We start from the raw sequence: 17,378 nt of genomic DNA on the forward strand, positions 1-17,378 counted from the left end.
TAGTAACTAACGATGGTATAGTGGCGTGAGTATCGTCAGTATCAACAAGTATATATTTTATTTAATGACATTTTCTCCGTATTTTCGTAAAATTTTCGAACCGTTTTGATTATATCATGTTTACCCACAGTTTTCTAGACGTAAATCTGTATTTTTCAAACTACTTCTGTGTTAGATTTGGGAAATTCAAATAAATATCATCCCCGTCATCTGCAATAATCACAGGATAACTTACGGTTTCATATCCATCTGCAGCTAGTGAAATTGTGTAGCTTCCTACTTGCTTTGTAAAATTAACTGGTGCAGTACCCATAAGTTGTCCATTCCAGTAAACAGAAGCACCTATTGGCGTTTGCACATAGATCTTATGATCTGAATCTACAGAATTTTTACTTGTATCTGCATTATTAACTTCCTCTTCTAAACTCGCATCATTATTAGATGAATTTGACGAATTAGTATTAGAACTATTATTGTTATTACTGTTTGTGCTTGATGAGTCATCGGAATCCGATTCTTCCTCCGTAACTGTAGGTTCCGCTAATGTTATAAAGAATTGCATACTTGATTCATCTATTGTAATTGTACCTGTATAGTCCTCATATCCACTTAGGGAAACGGTAACCGTATGTTCTCCATATTTTAGTTCAAATGGTTCAGAGTAATCCACTTCTTTACCATCAACATATAAGTCTGCACCATTTGGAAGTACTGTAAATTCTACTTTTCCTACTCGTGGAGCTTCTTTTCTAAACTCACCCATATCCACTAAGAGTTCCTGATCTCTTAGTACACGAATTAACTTACTCCCAGTTAAGCCAGCGTTCTCCATGGTAAGTTTGTAGTCACCTTCTCTAACTACCACGAGCATATCCTTAGATATGGCTATCATATTATCATTACCAATCTCTAGGTTTCCACCTATAAAGTCTTCGTAATTAGAGAATCTAACATAACCATGCCCTTTCGTTACCATAATGGAATATACTTTACTACCAACCCCTTTAAGTGTCAGCTCGTCCTTATCACTTAAATCAATAAGATTAATTAATTCGTTTTCACTTGCGATAATAAGATTTTCTGTAAACTGATAATTTCTTGATGAAATACTAAGCATCTTCTTATCGTTGTTAATAACTAAATTACTAACCTTTTTGTATTCCCATGCATCCTTTGACATAGTAATCTCTACTATATTATTATTAAGTAAGTAATAGGCATCTACCATCTCACCCACTGTCAGTTGTGACATAGTAATTTCTTGGTCGTATTTATCTTTAACACTCGTTGCTCCATCGTAATATAATACCAACTCATCGTTTTCAGCTATGTTATATAATGTAATACTCTTTTTATCCGTATCGATGGATTTGACTACTCCAAGTATCTGCCTATCATATGTAACCGGTTCTTGCGGTGATAATCCCGGTGCTGTAACCGTATTTATCTGTGTTTTATGCCCTCCATTCGTATCAGCTTCGCCAGTGATAACAGAAACTACTAAGGCCACCATAGCTATTAGAATAACAAACGGTATGTACTTTCTATATTTATCATAATCATTACCTTGTTTGTCATGTTTCAAGGCACACACCTCCAATCTATCTTACATAATAAATCATTATTTTCCTTATGTAAACCTAATATTTAATATATTGACATAGTAAAAGTGTTCTATATTACAAAAAAAGCTATTGCATATTGTTACCCACCCACAATATACGATAGCTTTAAAAATGTTTATATTAACTTTTCTAATTGCATTAAAAATGCATCTTTATCATTCATCTGCTCTGATAAGCTTATTAACTTTTGTATGTTGCGTCTTGGAACCCACGACTTACGTGCATTATAATAAAAATTAGTTACCTTCCAGAATTTCTCTGGATATAACAACAATACATACAATATCTTTAATTCTTCCTTAGATATTGTTCTTATCTTATCATACTCTTCAATAATCAAATTACCGTATTCAACATTCCAATTGTTCTTCTCCATAACCTTGCGAATGAAACAATATAAATCAAACATCTGAACGCCAATGCATACCTTATCAAAATTAGTCGTGGCAATACCGCCCGGTAACATTAGTATATTATGATAAATATAATTACCATGGCACATCGTATTGTTCGCAACACATTGCTCCAGTAGATTTTCATAATTGGACTCTTTCAGAATCTCTAAAGAAAGTAACCCCTGCTCATAAAATTGGTTATATACATTAAGAAAGCAGACTTCAAATTCATTCTTCTGCTTCTTATCACGAATATAACCTCTCACTCTTTTAAGTTCTCTATTATGCTTGTCAAACTGTGTCCCCAAATTACTGATATACTTAGCATTCTGATCTGTTAATCCTGTTTCAACACTTTGCATATAATTATGTAAGTTGGCTAGGTTTCTAGAAGCTTCTACAATGTCACTCTCTTCGCGAAGATTACATTCTTCTCCGTTAAACCAACTCTTAATTATGTACTTCGTTCCCATTGAATCAGCTGTAATAAGCTCCCCATTTTGATTTCTTAGATATAAATCAACTTTTGAATATCCTGCTTTGTATAGATGCTCCTTGACTGATTGTTCAAATTCTACTTTATTCTCTGAACCTTCATAGTTCCTATATAATTTCAAACCTTGGTCGGTTTCTAATATATATGCACCCCTTACACGATATACATTACGGATTGCCATATTATATTGCTTCCAGATCTCCTCATGTCTATCCTCCACATTTAGCCCTCCTAACCACTTAACTAAAACATCCGCTAGTGGATGTCTTTCTTGTTAATCTTATGAACCAAATGATTATTCTAGAAGTTGAATTTGAAATAAATCCGAAAGATTTTAGACATGATTAACCAGAAAATCCTGCGACTATAATCGCAGGATTTTCTAGTTAGTTAAACCCTTGGCAATATCAAGCAAGAGTTCCTTTTTATTATCTTGTGGGTTTTCAAGAACATGTTGCAATAACTGATTTAATATTACACCTAATAACTTACCTTGTTCGAATCCTGCCTCGATTAAGTCTTTCCCTGTAACAGCTAAATCCTTTAATTGCAGGCAATCATTAGCTTTGCAGATTTCTTGGTAAACTTCTTTTGCTTGATATAAAGATTGTAGACGTGACTCACAAGCGTCCTTTGCATGTGCCAAAGCATCTGCTTCTTTTACTAGAAACAGTAATTCCATCAAGTCTACCCCTATCTTGTTCGCTGCTCTACGAAGCCCCGTCTTATCTGTTGTTAGTGGATAATCATGATATTGAATCAGTGAAGTAACCGTATCAATCGTATAGTTATCATACTTGAGCCTACGAAGTACCTTCTTTGCTAGAACTGCACTCTCCTGTGCATGACCATAGAAATGATCGTTACCTTCTTCATCCGTCTGTCTTTTACTTGGTTTTCCGCAATCGTGAAGTAACATGGTAAAACAAAGGATGGCTTGTAGTTTATGGTCCAAACTAAATATGATTTGCTCCTTCGCATCTTCTACATAAGGAATGTTCACAAACAATTTTTGTACTGCTTGTACTGCTGCAATTGAATGGTCTCCAACACCATAGATATGAGATGGCATATTCTGTGGGGTATCCATCATTTTATCAAACTCAGGCAGTACGATTTCTGTTATACCAAGCCTGTAAGCATGAATTAACTTTTCGGGATGCTTTGACATCAAAAGTTTCTCTAATTCAACGCGGATTCGCTCCGCGCTTATATTGCTCAAGAAGCCTGTCTTCTTCTCAATAGCTGCTTCTGTCTCTGAATCAATAGCGAAATCAAGTTGGGCAGCAAACCGAATCGCCCGTAATATCCGTAGTGCATCCTCATCGAAACGTTCATCTGGATTACCAACACAACGAATTATCTTACGTTCAATATCCTCTAAGCCACGGAATTCATCTACGATTCCTTCCTTATCATTATACGCCATGGCGTTAATGGTAAAATCTCTACGTTTCAAATCTTCCACTAAATTTGAGGTAAATTCAACATTCTTAGGATGGCGATTATCCTCATATTCTCCGTCAATTCGATACGTTGTTACCTCAAAACCATCTTTATCAAGCATGATCGTTACAGTCCCATGCTCAATTCCTGTATCAATGGTTCTTCGAAACAACTGCTTTACTTGCTCAGGCTTCGCAGAGGTTGTTATATCCCAATCTCCAGGTGTGCGCCCTAATATACAATCACGAACACAACCGCCTACCGCATATGCTTCATAACCATGATCCACAAGAGTCTGAATAATCTCTTTCACCTTATCTGGCATCTGAATTACCATATCTTATCCTTGCATGTCATAACTATATTTTAATAATTGATTAGCGTGTCAAAACCCAATTAAATTTTTGTCTCATCAATTTGCACAATTTACATATCAATATGTGATGCAAACCATAGTTTACTTCGCAACCCGCTCTCGCCCTGCTGAAGTTCGTAATGGTACGTAAGGCTCCAAAATACAGAGCCAAATTACCAACGACTTCATACAGTTGCTCACCAAACTATGTTCTGCATCACATTAGTTAGGTCTGTGAATGTGCAAATTGGTGAAGGCAAGTTTTTTAGAGGGCTTTTGACGCCTGAATCAGTTAATAAAATCATTTATCATCTACTTATTAAAATATAGTCATTCTACTGCCTACAAGCTTACTTTTGGCATAGTTTAAATCGCTTCACCTTCAGCTAGTAAGTAGGACAGTTTGCACGCTTCCTTTCCTCAATATTATTACTACCCATTATGCTTATAGTCCCCAAAATATTAACTATTTTTAAAACTATATGCACTTGTACATCGTTACATTTCAATGCAAAACTCTTGATAACTAATCACAGCTTATTAGCCTTTACACTATGACTAAAAAACAATAGCGTAACATCTATATTGTTTTTCTTAGTGTGTGCTTAATAAGCTAGGTCGGTGAGGCATGGACGCCGAGCCAGCCTGAACATGACAGGATGTCATGTTGAAGGCGTGTCCGTATCCTTTTAAACTCACTCTCCCACACACTTAGATCGAACTCAGGTGCGTAGCGTGTTTCGTGTCATAGTATACAGGATAAGAAGCTTACTAGAAAATCTAATTGAGTTTCGTGTCAGAAAATTACATGCTCAAGTGGTTAAACAACCTTCCATAGCGAAACTCTTAGAAACCTAGCATAAGATTCTTATCCTTCATACAATGACTAAGAAACGATAGCAAAGCAACTATAGTTCATCTTAGTGTGTGGTGAATAACCTAGGTCGGCGAGGCACGGATGCCGAGCCAGCCTGAACATGACAGGCGTCATGTTGAAGGCGTGTCCGTATCCTTTTTAATCCTCCTCCCGCACACTTAGACCGAACTTAGTTGCGTAGCGTGTTTCGTATCATAGTATGGAGGATAAGAAACTTAGTAGAAAACCTAAATGAGTTTCGCTTCAACAGTTTTGCCTCAGAAATTAGTATGCTTTACCCCAGTAAACTAATGATTTAGCTTTCTTACCACAGCAAACACAAGTATCACTAATGTGTTCTTGATGGAAAGGCATACAACGTGATGTAGCACCTGTCTTTTCTTTAATTTCGTCTTCGCAAGCTTGTTCACCACACCACATAGCTTTCACAAAACCTGGTTTGTTAGCAACGGTATCTGTAAATTCTTCCATAGAATGAGCTTCATAGGTATGAGCATCGCGATGATTTCTAGCACGTTCTAACATGTCGTTTTGAATTGCTTCTAATACTTCAGCTACTTTGCTATGGATTTCGTCTAATGATACAACAATTTTTTCTCTTGTATCTCTTCTTACGATAACAGCTTGATTCGCTTCGATATCTTTTGGTCCAAGTTCAATACGAATAGGAATACCACGCATCTCTTGTTCACTAAACTTCCAACCTGGTCCCTTATCAGAATCATCAACTTTAACAGAGAAACTGCTTAATTGTTCTTTTAATTCTGCTGCTTTTTCTAACACGCCTTCTTTGTGTTGAGCAATTGGTATAATCATAACTTGTACTGGTGCAATTCTTGGAGGTAATACAAGACCACTATCATCACCATGTACCATGATTACAGCTCCAATTAAACGAGTTGTCATACCCCAAGAAGTTTGATGTACATATTGTAATTTATTCTCTTTATCAGTATATTGAATGCCGAATGCCTTAGCAAAACCATCACCAAAATTGTGGCTAGTACCTGATTGAAGTGCTTTACCATCATGCATTAAGGCTTCAATTGTATAAGTAGCTTCTGCTCCAGCGAATTTTTCTTTATCTGTTTTGCGACCTTTAACCATAGGAATTGCTAATACATTCTCACAGAAATCGGCATATAAATTAAGCATTTGTACTGTTCTTTCTTCTGCTTCTTCTGCAGTTGCATGTGCTGTATGGCCTTCCTGCCACAAGAATTCAAGAGAACGAAGGAAAGGTCTTGTTGTTTTTTCCCAACGTACTACAGAACACCATTGGTTATATAATTTAGGAAGGTCACGGTATGACTGAATGATGTTTGCATAGAAATCACAGAATAAAGTTTCTGATGTAGGTCTTACACACAATCTCTCTTGTAATGGTTCTAATCCACCATGAGTTACCCAAGCAACTTCAGGTGCAAAACCTTCTACGTGATCTTTTTCTTTTTGTAATAAGCTTTCTGGAATAAACATTGGCATATATACATTCTCAACGCCTGTTTCTTTAAAGCTTGCATCTAATTGTTTTTGGATATTCTCCCAGATTGCATAACCTGCTGGACGTAAAATCATACATCCACGAACACTTGAATAATCAATCAGTTCTGCTTTCTTAACAACATCCGTATACCATTGCGCAAAATCTACTTCCATAGAAGTAATTGCTTCCACTAATTTCTTTTCTTTTGCCATTTTTCTTTCTCCTTTTTTGTGTTTATAGCATTCTTAACACTAGGTGTTTAAGTCACTACAATTATTTAACTTGCCAGACTACTGCAACATTACTCAAGGACTTATGTCTATACTATTAACATATTTTCCTTTGCCAAACCAATATCCACTAACTCAATATTACCTAACCAGCCCGATCAGAAAATAATATCATAGATAGTGGCTTTTCGGGCAAAGAAAAAAGCCCTTAAGTCCACAAGGGACCGAAAGACTTCGGCGGTACCACCCTAATTAACAACCACGCTGGTAATTATCTATTACCATTGTTGTTCTCTTTTACACTCTTTAACGCAGCGAATACGCCATACTTTCATATGGAACTCCAAGGTAGGTTCTATTGATAGAATATAAGAAAGTCACACCAACCCTTTCTCTCTCTGCGATATTCATTCCAATATACTATTCCTCTTCACGGTCTTAAAGTCAAGAAATTCATTGACTTAGTCAAGAAATTCATTGACTTGGTCAAGAAATTCATTGACTTTGTGTAACTTTGATTGTAAAAGAGTTTTTTTAATTTGTCAAGCCATATCGGCTTCTGTAACAATTTATATGGTTATATGGTATTATTCCCTGATATAAGAGTATCAAAAAAATACACCAGTAAAAACCTTAGTGTATCTAGGCATATTACTGGTGTATCTTCTTTTCAATATTAATTATTCTTCTTCCGCTGTAAATCCAATATCGTCCATCTCTTCAATTGCTTTTGCTACATTGCTAGAATCTTCAATGGTTACTGTTTTATCTTCCAATTGAATGGTATGTGCAATCCCTGCATCGGTTAACACCTTACCAATTCTACCTACACAATGGTTACAGCTCATTTCTTTTACTTTTAATGTTGTCATCTTTATCTTCCTTTCATTACCTTTTATTAATGGGTGATTGCAAAACTCTTTGTAATGTTGATAAACATATCAATGTGTTTTATGTCTGCCGTTACTATTTCCCGAATTGTGTCGACGTCACATACAATGCTTTTTATTGTATGTGTAAGCAACACAATTTTAGGGAAATTGTAGTAGGCAGCCTTAAAACACAGATATGTTGTCAACGTGGAAAAGGGTTTCGCAATCGCTATTTATCATTATTTCATTACTTTTTGTATGGTAGATAATAACTCATCTATAACATCATCATTACCTTCACGAATATTATCTACAACACAGCTTTTAATATGATTGCTTAATAATACTTTATTAAAACTATTGAGGGCTGCCTGTATGGCTGTTACCTGCGTAAGGATATCTACACAATATGATTCCTTTTCAACCATACCTTTAATTCCACGAATCTGTCCTTCAATTCGATTTAGCCGATTCATTAGATTTTTATATTCAACTTCGTCTCTGTGCTTTGTCTTACAACAACTACATTCTTTATTACATGAACAGCTTTCGTCCATTCCATATCTCCTTTATAGTTTATTCATTCTAAGTCTAAGTGCATTACCAACTACACAGACAGAACTTAAAGACATCGCAAAACCGGCAAACATAGGACTTAATAGAGTCTCATTTAATCCATAGAACACACCTGCAGCAATCGGAATACCAATTAGGTTGTAGAAGAATGCCCAGAATAAGTTTTGCTTAATATTACGTATTGTTAGTTTGCTTAGGCGAATAGACTTATATACATCTCGTAAATCCGATTTCATTAATACGATATCTCCAGATTCAATAGCAACATCACTACCGCTACCAATAGCGACACCAATATCTGCTTGAACTAACGCTGGTGCATCATTAATTCCATCGCCTACCATCATAACAACATTGCCTTCTTTTTGCAAGTTCGTAACCACGTCTGCCTTATCACCTGGTAATACTTCTGCAACTACCTTATCTACCTTAACTTGTTTTCCTATATGCTCGGCTGTTAACTTATTATCACCTGTTAGCATATACACTTTAATACCTAATTTTTTAATTTGCTTAATTGCTTCAACACTTGTATCTTTAATCGTATCAGCGACACCGATAATTCCAACTAGGATTCCGTCAATCGCTACAAACATCGGAGTTTTCGCTTCATTTGCTAAACGATCCGCTTCCTTCTTATAATCACCAACTTTAACACTGTAGTCTGTTAGAATTCTTTCATTACCAATAATAATCTTCGAATCATTGGCAAAACTTGCTTCTAAACCTTTACCACTTATATTCTGGAAATCCTTTACGATAAAGTTTTCTGATTCTAAAAATGATTGCAGCTGTGGGTTCTCCTGTTTTATTTCATTCGCTCTTTGTACAATTGCTTTTCCTAATGGATGATCAGAAGCAGCTTCTACTTGCGCAGCAATTGCCAACAATTCATTTGATTTATAGGAATTACTAATTATATCTGTAACCTGTGGTTTTCCGTTCGTAATCGTTCCCGTCTTGTCTAGTACAACTACATTTACTTTATGTGTTGTCTCTAATGCTTCCCCACTTTTAATTAATATTCCATTACTTGCTCCAAGACCTGTTCCAACCATAATTGCTGTTGGTGTTGCAAGACCTAAGGCACATGGGCAAGCGATTACTAATATAGATACAAAAATCTTTAATACAAATGCAAATTCATACCCAAGAATTAACCATACGATAGCTGCTACAACCGCTATGGCAATAACTACTGGAACAAAATACCCTGCAACTTTATCTGCAATCTTAGCAATAGGAGCTTTCTTACCTTGCGCATCTTCTATTAATTTAATGATCTTAGATAACGTAGTGTCTTCACCCGTTCTTGTAATCTTTACATACAATACACCATTATAATTGATACTTCCACCAATTACTTCATTAGATTCTTGCTTTTCTACTGGAATACTTTCACCTGTTAACATGGACTCATCTACACTACTACTTCCAGATGTAACAATACCATCCATAGGTACTTTGCTACCTGGCTTAATTACAACAATATCATCTACTCTTAACTGTTCAACTGGTATAATTTCTTCTACACCATTTACGATTCGACAAGCCGTATCTGGAGTCAACTCTAACAATTTCTTAATTGCTCCAGAAGTCTTACTACGACTTCTCTTTTCCATATACTTACCTAACATAATTAAAGTTACTACAACAGCTGCAGATTCATAATATAGGTTGTGTACTGCATGTTCATCTGTTGGTAGCAAAAATGTCATAACTAAACTATATAGGAATGCACTAGATGTTCCAATGGCAACAAGTGAATCCATATTAGGATTACCTTTAACCAAAGTACGAAAACCTACTATATAGAAATTACGTCCAAGATAAAGAATAGGCACTGTAAGTATTAACTGCACTATGGCAAAGTTTAATGGTCTTTCCATACTAATCATCTCAGGAACGTATAATTCAAATGGCACCATGTGTCCCATAGCAAGATAGAGTAACGGTATTGCAAATATAATTGCACCTATTAAACGTTTCTTCGCAACATGTAATTGCTCTTCTTCTTGTTCAAAAGCCTTTTCCTCACTGTTGTTTTCTATATCTTTGGGTTGAAAACCTGCTTTAACGATTTTCTCCTTAATCGCATCAATTGATACTTGGTTTTCATCATATATAATACGAGCTCTGCCTGTTGTCAGATTTACCTCACACGTCTCTACACCCTGCTGTTTATTAACGGTACGTTCCACACCGCTACTACAAGCAGCACAAGTCATTCCATCAACTTGAAGTGTTATCTCTCTCATAATGTCACCTATGCTTTTGCATAAATCCTTTCTTTTATTTTGTATACCCCTTGGGGGTATATTCATAATACCTCAATTTTTATCATTCGTCAACTACAAATATTCATTACATGCAAAAGTTCAAATATTCACTACTTGCAATAGTATAAATTTCCTATACTTTATAATTCGATTATAATTACCTTATATTGACTTTTTCTTTTATTATTTTTATACTATATATAACAAATTAATACATAAACTGATCTTCTACGTACTATTTGACTTATCTACACATATCACCAAAATCTTGTTTATACGTTATAGTGTTCCCTAATTATTTTAAAAAATTTCTTCATAAAAAATTTCAGCATTTTTATCGTGCATATAGATATTTACAAGCAAACTATAGTAGACAGCCATAAATTTCGAATTAACTAATATGTCTTTATTATGGGGGTGACAAATAATGAAATCCAAGAACGTATTAATAAACAAAACCGTGCCTGGTATGATTCTTGCAAAAGATGTTATAGATTTTTCAGGTCAAATATTAGTATCTAAAGGTACCACCTTAACAGACAAAATTATTTCCAAATTACAATTTCATTCTATTAAAAGCCTTATGATCTGTGTTAATAAGAATGGTGAACTTATTAAGGAAAACACCCAATCAGCTACTTCAGAACAAACACTACACGAATCACATCTATCAAAGATTCGTAAGACGGAAGAGTTCCTTACGTTCCAAAAGGATTTCAACTGTTGTGTGGAGAATTTCCAGAGTTACATGGAGGAGGTAATTACTACTAATGAACCTCTTGATACAACAAACCTACTTCGTTCCATACATGATGTTTTAGATAATTCGAGAAATGCAATTCATCTATTTGACATGATAAACAGCATGAGAAATTATGATGACAATACTTATACACATTGTGTAAATGTTTCTTTAATTTGTCACGTATTTGGACAATGGATTCATCTCCCTCAATCCGAGATAGGTATTCTTACCTTATGTGGATTGTTTCATGATATTGGCAAATTAGAGATCCCACAATCCATTATTATGAAGCCAGATAAACTTACCGAAGATGAGTATCAAACAATAAAACAACATACCCTAATAGGGTATGACTTATTAAAAGACAGGGCGATTGATGATCGTATTAAGTACGCTTCACTTATGCACCATGAGAGAAAAGATGGTTCCGGTTATCCTAACCAGTTAACAGGTGATGAGATTGAGGATTTCTCTAAGATTGTTGCAATTGTAGACGTTTACGATGCCTTAACTTCAAAACGTGTTTACCGCGATCCCCTGTCCCCTTTTGAAGTATTACTCGTATTCGAAAAAGACGGCTACACTAAATATGATCCCAGCTACTTAATTGTTTTCTTTGAACAGATGTTTCAAACATATGTAACCAATACCGTACGCTTAAGCGATGGTTCTGAGGGAAAAATTATTATGTTAAACAAGCATGCTTTAGCAGAACCAGTTGTCCAGGTAGGCAATACATTCATAGATCTTTCCAAAAACAAATCACTATTTATTCAAGCAATTATCTAAAAAAAAGCTGTTATCTTAAGTATTTCCCTAGGGAAATTACTCAAGATAACAGCTTTTCAATATTGGTTAACCTACTTAATTAACCTACTTTAAGTTTGAATTTTTGTATTGCTTTGTCATCTTCTACATCAACTTTTTCCATCTTAGCTCCAAGGCTTTGCATCTTTTGCTCGAAATTCTCGTAGCCGCGTTCGATATATTCAATCTGATCAACTATTGTAAATCCGTCCGCAACTAATCCAGCGGTTACTAATGCTGCCCCCGCACGTAAATCAGGCGCACTAACAATAGCACCAGTGAATCCTTCTACACCAGTTATAATCGCACTATTACCTTCTACTTTGACGGTTGCACCCATACGTGCAAGTTCATCAACGTATTTTAAACGATTTTCAAAGATACTTTCTGTAACAATACTCGTTCCATTAGATAGCGCTAACAATGTTGCAATCTGAGGTTGCATATCTGTAGGGAATCCAGGATATGGTAAAGTTTTTACATGTGTATTACCTAAACGAGAATTAGACTTTACTAATACAGCATCGTCGAACTCTTCTACTGTAGCACCTATTTCTACAAGCTTTGCAGTAATTGCTTCAAGATGTTTAGGAATAACATTCTTAATAAGGACTTCACCTTTAGTGGCAGCTGCTGCTACCATAAATGTTCCTGCTTCAATCTGGTCAGGAATAATCGAATATTCTGTTCCGTGTAATTTCTCAACACCTTTGATTCGAATAATATCCGTACCAGCACCTTTGATGTTAGCTCCCATGCTATTAAGAAAGTTTGCTACATCAACGATATGTGGTTCTTTTGCTGCATTCTCAATGGTTGTTTGTCCTTCAGCCATACAAGCAGCAAGCATAATGTTAATTGTTGCACCAACACTAACCATATCAAGATAGATATGACTACCAACTAATTTTTCAGCCCGTGCATGAATCATTCCATATTCAATCTTTACAGATGCGCCAAGAGCTTCAAATCCCTTGATATGTTGATCAATTGGTCTGCTACCAATATTACAGCCACCAGGTAAAGCAACTTGTGCCTGACTGTATTTTCCAAGCAATGCTCCTAATAAATAATAAGAAGCTCTAATTTTACGTATAAATTCATAATCAATGTTAATTCTGCTTATATTACTTCCGTTAATCTTAACAACATGTTCATTAACGCGTTCGATTTTAGCCCCAATTCCTTCCATCGCTTGCAATAAAACATTTATGTCACGTACATTAGGTAGATTCTCTATTGTAACTGTCTCATCTGTCATTATAGCTGCTGATAAAATTCCTAAAGCAGCATTCTTAGCACCACCAATTGTCACTTCCCCATGAAGCGGTTTCCCACCTTTGATAATATATTGCTCCATCGCACACCTCTATTGTTTCCTATAAAATACCGATAAAAGGTAATTTTTCGGCACAGTTTCCCATTCTTAGTTTTTTCAACATATATGATTATACCATAAACTCTTGATTTGTAAATATAAGATTGCGAATTGCTTCTACTAATCCTTCTGCATCCATACCTTCAGCATCAACTGCATAATGACAATATTCCTCATATAATGGGCATCTCTCTTCATATAACCCTTTTAAATCCTGTCCCTTTTTGAGCACCACTCCCCTCTGTTTTATATTACCAAGCCTTTTTGATAATGTTTCATAGCTTAGCTTTATGTATATAACAGTTCCAATCTCCCTGAGGTGTTCCATTGCTTCTTTTCCATAAATTACACTTCCACCAGTAGCAATTACAGAATCTTCGGATTCTATAGAGGCATTTACTTGGTTTTCAATTTCAATAAAGGCCTCCAATCCTTCTGTGGCAATAATTTCATGCAATAACTTCTTTTCTCTCTTTTGTATCAGTAAATCTGAATCTATAAACTGATATCCTAAAACCTTTGCTAGTATAACACCAGCAGTACTTTTTCCCGCTCCTGGCATCCCTACCAATATGATGTTTTTCATATTTTCCTCCAAATATTGTTTCTATTAATTCTTATAATCTTCTGTATTGTAATACTAGTATAACCATAAACAAAACTAGCTATTGCTATTTTCTTTTGTTAAAAATCCTATTTTTTTCTATTTTCAAAGTATACGAAAGAATCAATGGCATCCATGATATCTTTGAAGGTATCTCTAGGTGCAAAATCAATATATTTTTTCAAAATTTCGATTTGAGCATCACCACGATAACGACCATAAAAGATATCAAACAAATTATGTCCTCGGACATATGTCTTAATTAATTCCATGTTCTGTTTCAAATCATTTTTATTATTTATACGAAGATTGTAATTCTTAATCAATCGCTTCGTACTTCCTAGTTTGTATAAGTAATCCCTCCACTTGGTATAGAGTATATTATAAAACTCTTCTTCACTCTTCACAACACCTATTTTCGCCATGATCTTAGGGTCAAGGAAATAATTTTCGAAGGAATAATATTTTAGAATTAATACGTTCCTAGGTGTCACACGAGGCAACTTATCTACATCTTCTGCTGCCCTTTGACTATAATAACTACAGAGTTGTTTCACTAGATGTTTTGGATTCTTACCATCGCTATCTCTGATCATAAGGAATTGATCCTTTAGGTATAATTGATTAATATATTTTAGATTAGCATATGTTTTAATATTCGTACAACTATTCGTTGCTATAATTGATATTCTTTGCAATTTTCCTGTATCATCATAGATTTCAGAATAGTACTTTTCTAGAAGTAATGGTAATCTGCTACTATCTTGTTTTCCTTCTACGATGAAAACAAAACTTACATTCATCAAATCATTGGCCGTATAACCAAGATCGTCTAATATCTCATCAATATCTGCGTCTTCACGTATAGTGGTATAATGTTCCTCATCAAGAATAACTTGCTTAATCTGTTTTTGCGAAAAATTAAAAATTAAATTTGGTGAGTGTGTAGAGAACATGACCTGATTCTTCTTCGATAATTGATATAAAATCTCACTGGCTTGTTTTTGTAATTGAGGATGAAGATAAATCTCTGGATCTTCTATCATGATAATACAAGGAAGCGTTGTTGGCTCATCTATATAAGCTTGTAGGAGGGATAAGGCATAGATGCTCTTAAGGCCTTCCCCAAGCATGCCTAGATTCCCCTGTGTTCCATGTTCTTCATTAAAGATTTGCGTTTCAATCTTTAACATGTCTTCTACATTAAAATTAATTGTATAACGAATCTTCTGAGATACGCTACCATTTTGATAGAAATACCTATTTACTTTATCAGAAAATTGACTAAGATTCATATTATATAACTTGTATTCTAGCAACCTAGCAGTTTCATGTATCGTTAATTCCGTAGGCGTTTTCTTGGAAATCACTCCGATGCACTGAAAACAATTATTACAAGGCTTTGCTGTATCAAACATACAGATATTGTCTCTTAGATTGGCTAATTCTTTCTTGTCATAAAAACTAAATACATCATTTTGAATCAAATCTGTATTCCTACTATGATCAATATGATAAATCTTAGGTAATACCGATTTTATATATGTATTGTTCTTTTTTACACCATCGTTGTATTTCATAACACCATTTGGTGTTATAACGCACTGGAAAGACAAGACCCCTTCCGCAAAGGAAGGTAGTTTTGTTTTGAATTCTTTCTCCCATAAATCATAACGTTTGTAGCGACTTACTAGTCCCTTTTCGTGAAAAATTAGCAAGTCCTCTTCTGTGAATTCAAATTTTATATCAATTAGAATTGGTTTGTCAGGTTGTGCAAAATTCGGCTTCGTAACCACATAATCCCCTGTAATTGCACGTATTGCATCTAGGACTACCGTTTTACCAGCATTATTCTTACCTACTAAGATTAAGGCATTTTCAACTTCATTAATGGTCATATCTTTGATTACTTTAAAATTACGGATTCTAAGATAGCTTATTTTCATAACCTAACACTCCTATTCTATTTTATTTACGCTTTTTTATTCTTCCTTGGTTTTTTCTTCGTTTTAGCAGGACTGGACTTCCTTACAGAGTAGCCAAAGGTCCCAAGTAAATTACCTAAATCATAATACTCCCCATGGGAATATACGATTGGATTTGATTTGCTAAGTTCTAGCTTTCCTTTTTCATTCAATAATGAAGAATCAATTTGGATTGCCTCAACATTAGCTAAAAACATATCGTGAGATCCTAATTTGATTATCTCCTTCAATCTACATTCTATGTTAACTGGGCTTTCTTTAATTCCAGGTGCACGAACCTTACTACTTTCCTGAGGTGTTAATCCCATTTCTTTAAACTTATCTACCTCTCTACCAGAGCGTACACCACAGTAGTCTGTGGCTCTTACTAAGTCCTTAGTTGTTAGATTAATAACAAATTCCTTTGACTGTTCTATAATTGCATACGAATGACGCTCAGGGCGTACTGATATAGATACCATAGGTGGATTCGTACATACGGTACCTGCCCAAGCAACTGTAATAATATTCGGTTTTTCCTCCCCATCTTTACAACTTACCATTACTACTGGGAGTGGATAAAGCATATTTCCCGCTTTCCAAACTTCTTTTGACATATTCCCTAACATGCTCCTTCCTTAAGACAAGAGTTGTATGCTTATACATATTTCCAGTTGAAAAAAATATTTTTCAACCAATTCTCATCTTTTACTAAAACTCATGAATTACTTTTAAATCTTATATTCGATTGACTTTTCAATTCAAAAAGCTTACAATTTTATTAACTATTTTAACACACAATAATACATTTTTACATAAATTTTTATATAAAGAGGTGATGCCATGGCTTCCAATTATTTAGAAATCGAGACAAACTCTGAAGATCTTCAGAGAAAAATTCGTCAGGACATTCGTTTCCGTACCAATATGTTTGTATGGAAAGTAAAGTTTAACTCCCCTTTAAATCCCAAAACCGTGAATAATGTAAACCTTTTCGTTACTAACCAAAGTCAAATGATGTTACGTTCTTCGATACGTTATGACGCAGCCAATAATACCATTGAAGTTGAACCATTAGAGCCTTATTCATCAACCGAAACATATACCCTTAATGTGACGACAAAAGTACAATCAAAGGGTGGAAAAAATCTTCGTACACCTATTCAAATTAAATTTAAAATGGGATAGTCTTTAAACACAATTTCTTTGATAATTCAAACTATATATGGATACAATAACCGTA

At 34.9% G+C, this 17,378-nt stretch carries 13 protein-coding genes and 1 other annotated feature; of the genes, 2 read left to right on the forward strand and 11 right to left on the reverse strand.

Annotation, left to right across the window (positions count from 1 at the left end):
• Positions 1-160: 160 nt before the first annotated feature.
• The 7 genes from BUB90_RS03680 to BUB90_RS03710 all read right to left on the reverse strand — a co-directional run bounded on the left by BUB90_RS03680 (position 161) and on the right by BUB90_RS03710 (position 10,616).
• Positions 161-1,585, reverse strand: a complete 1,425-nt coding sequence (locus BUB90_RS03680) for a PEGA domain-containing protein (protein ID WP_073282991.1) — start codon at positions 1,583-1,585, stop codon at positions 161-163.
• A 155-nt stretch (positions 1,586-1,740) separates the two neighbouring features.
• Positions 1,741-2,736 carry a CotS family spore coat protein gene (locus BUB90_RS03685; protein WP_073282994.1) on the reverse strand — a complete coding sequence of 332 codons (996 nt, stop codon included), beginning with the start codon at positions 2,734-2,736 and terminating at the stop codon, positions 1,741-1,743.
• A gap of 162 nt (positions 2,737-2,898) precedes the next feature.
• Positions 2,899-4,299 (reverse strand): CCA tRNA nucleotidyltransferase, encoded by a 1,401-nt coding sequence (locus BUB90_RS03690; protein WP_073282997.1) that lies wholly within the window; start codon positions 4,297-4,299, stop codon positions 2,899-2,901.
• A gap of 1,159 nt (positions 4,300-5,458) precedes the next feature.
• The gene (gene proS / locus BUB90_RS03695; protein ID WP_073283001.1) at positions 5,459-6,892 is read right to left on the reverse strand and encodes a proline--tRNA ligase; all 1,434 of its coding nucleotides are present in this window, start codon (positions 6,890-6,892) and stop codon (positions 5,459-5,461) included.
• A gap of 234 nt (positions 6,893-7,126) precedes the next feature.
• Positions 7,127-7,353, reverse strand: a binding site (T-box leader).
• Positions 7,354-7,590: 237 nt separating this feature from the next.
• The gene (locus BUB90_RS03700; RefSeq protein WP_073283004.1) at positions 7,591-7,782 is read right to left on the reverse strand and encodes a heavy-metal-associated domain-containing protein; all 192 of its coding nucleotides are present in this window, start codon (positions 7,780-7,782) and stop codon (positions 7,591-7,593) included.
• 239 nt (positions 7,783-8,021) lie between these two features.
• Positions 8,022-8,339: a metal-sensing transcriptional repressor gene (locus BUB90_RS03705; protein WP_073283007.1), complete on the reverse strand. Its 318-nt coding sequence runs from the start codon at positions 8,337-8,339 to the stop codon at positions 8,022-8,024.
• Positions 8,340-8,351: 12 nt separating this feature from the next.
• Positions 8,352-10,616, reverse strand: a complete 2,265-nt coding sequence (locus BUB90_RS03710) for a heavy metal translocating P-type ATPase (protein ID WP_073283010.1) — start codon at positions 10,614-10,616, stop codon at positions 8,352-8,354.
• A gap of 448 nt (positions 10,617-11,064) precedes the next feature.
• Between BUB90_RS03710 and BUB90_RS03715 the strand changes: the two genes are divergently transcribed.
• Positions 11,065-12,171 (forward strand): HD-GYP domain-containing protein, encoded by a 1,107-nt coding sequence (locus BUB90_RS03715; protein WP_073283014.1) that lies wholly within the window; start codon positions 11,065-11,067, stop codon positions 12,169-12,171.
• A 79-nt stretch (positions 12,172-12,250) separates the two neighbouring features.
• Here BUB90_RS03715 and BUB90_RS03720 read toward each other — a convergent pair whose 3' ends face one another.
• From BUB90_RS03720 to BUB90_RS03735, 4 genes are all read right to left on the reverse strand, one after another.
• Positions 12,251-13,549, reverse strand: a complete 1,299-nt coding sequence (locus BUB90_RS03720; protein WP_073283018.1) for a UDP-N-acetylglucosamine 1-carboxyvinyltransferase — start codon at positions 13,547-13,549, stop codon at positions 12,251-12,253.
• An 88-nt stretch (positions 13,550-13,637) separates the two neighbouring features.
• Positions 13,638-14,153 carry a shikimate kinase gene (locus BUB90_RS03725; protein ID WP_073283022.1) on the reverse strand — a complete coding sequence of 172 codons (516 nt, stop codon included), beginning with the start codon at positions 14,151-14,153 and terminating at the stop codon, positions 13,638-13,640.
• Positions 14,154-14,260: 107 nt separating this feature from the next.
• Positions 14,261-16,117: an ATP-dependent nuclease gene (locus BUB90_RS03730; protein WP_073283025.1), complete on the reverse strand. Its 1,857-nt coding sequence runs from the start codon at positions 16,115-16,117 to the stop codon at positions 14,261-14,263.
• A gap of 26 nt (positions 16,118-16,143) precedes the next feature.
• Positions 16,144-16,752 carry a flavin reductase family protein gene (locus BUB90_RS03735; RefSeq protein WP_073283778.1) on the reverse strand — a complete coding sequence of 203 codons (609 nt, stop codon included), beginning with the start codon at positions 16,750-16,752 and terminating at the stop codon, positions 16,144-16,146.
• 226 nt (positions 16,753-16,978) lie between these two features.
• On the opposite strand from BUB90_RS03735, the gene BUB90_RS03740 reads away from it, so the two are divergent.
• Entirely contained in the window at positions 16,979-17,323 is a 345-nt protein-coding gene (locus tag BUB90_RS03740; RefSeq protein ID WP_073283028.1) for an Ig-like domain-containing protein, read from the forward strand.
• Positions 17,324-17,378 lie beyond the last annotated feature (55 nt).

The sequence above is a fragment of the Anaerosporobacter mobilis DSM 15930 genome (assembly GCF_900142955.1).
Classification (GTDB): domain Bacteria; phylum Bacillota; class Clostridia; order Lachnospirales; family Lachnospiraceae; genus Anaerosporobacter; species Anaerosporobacter mobilis.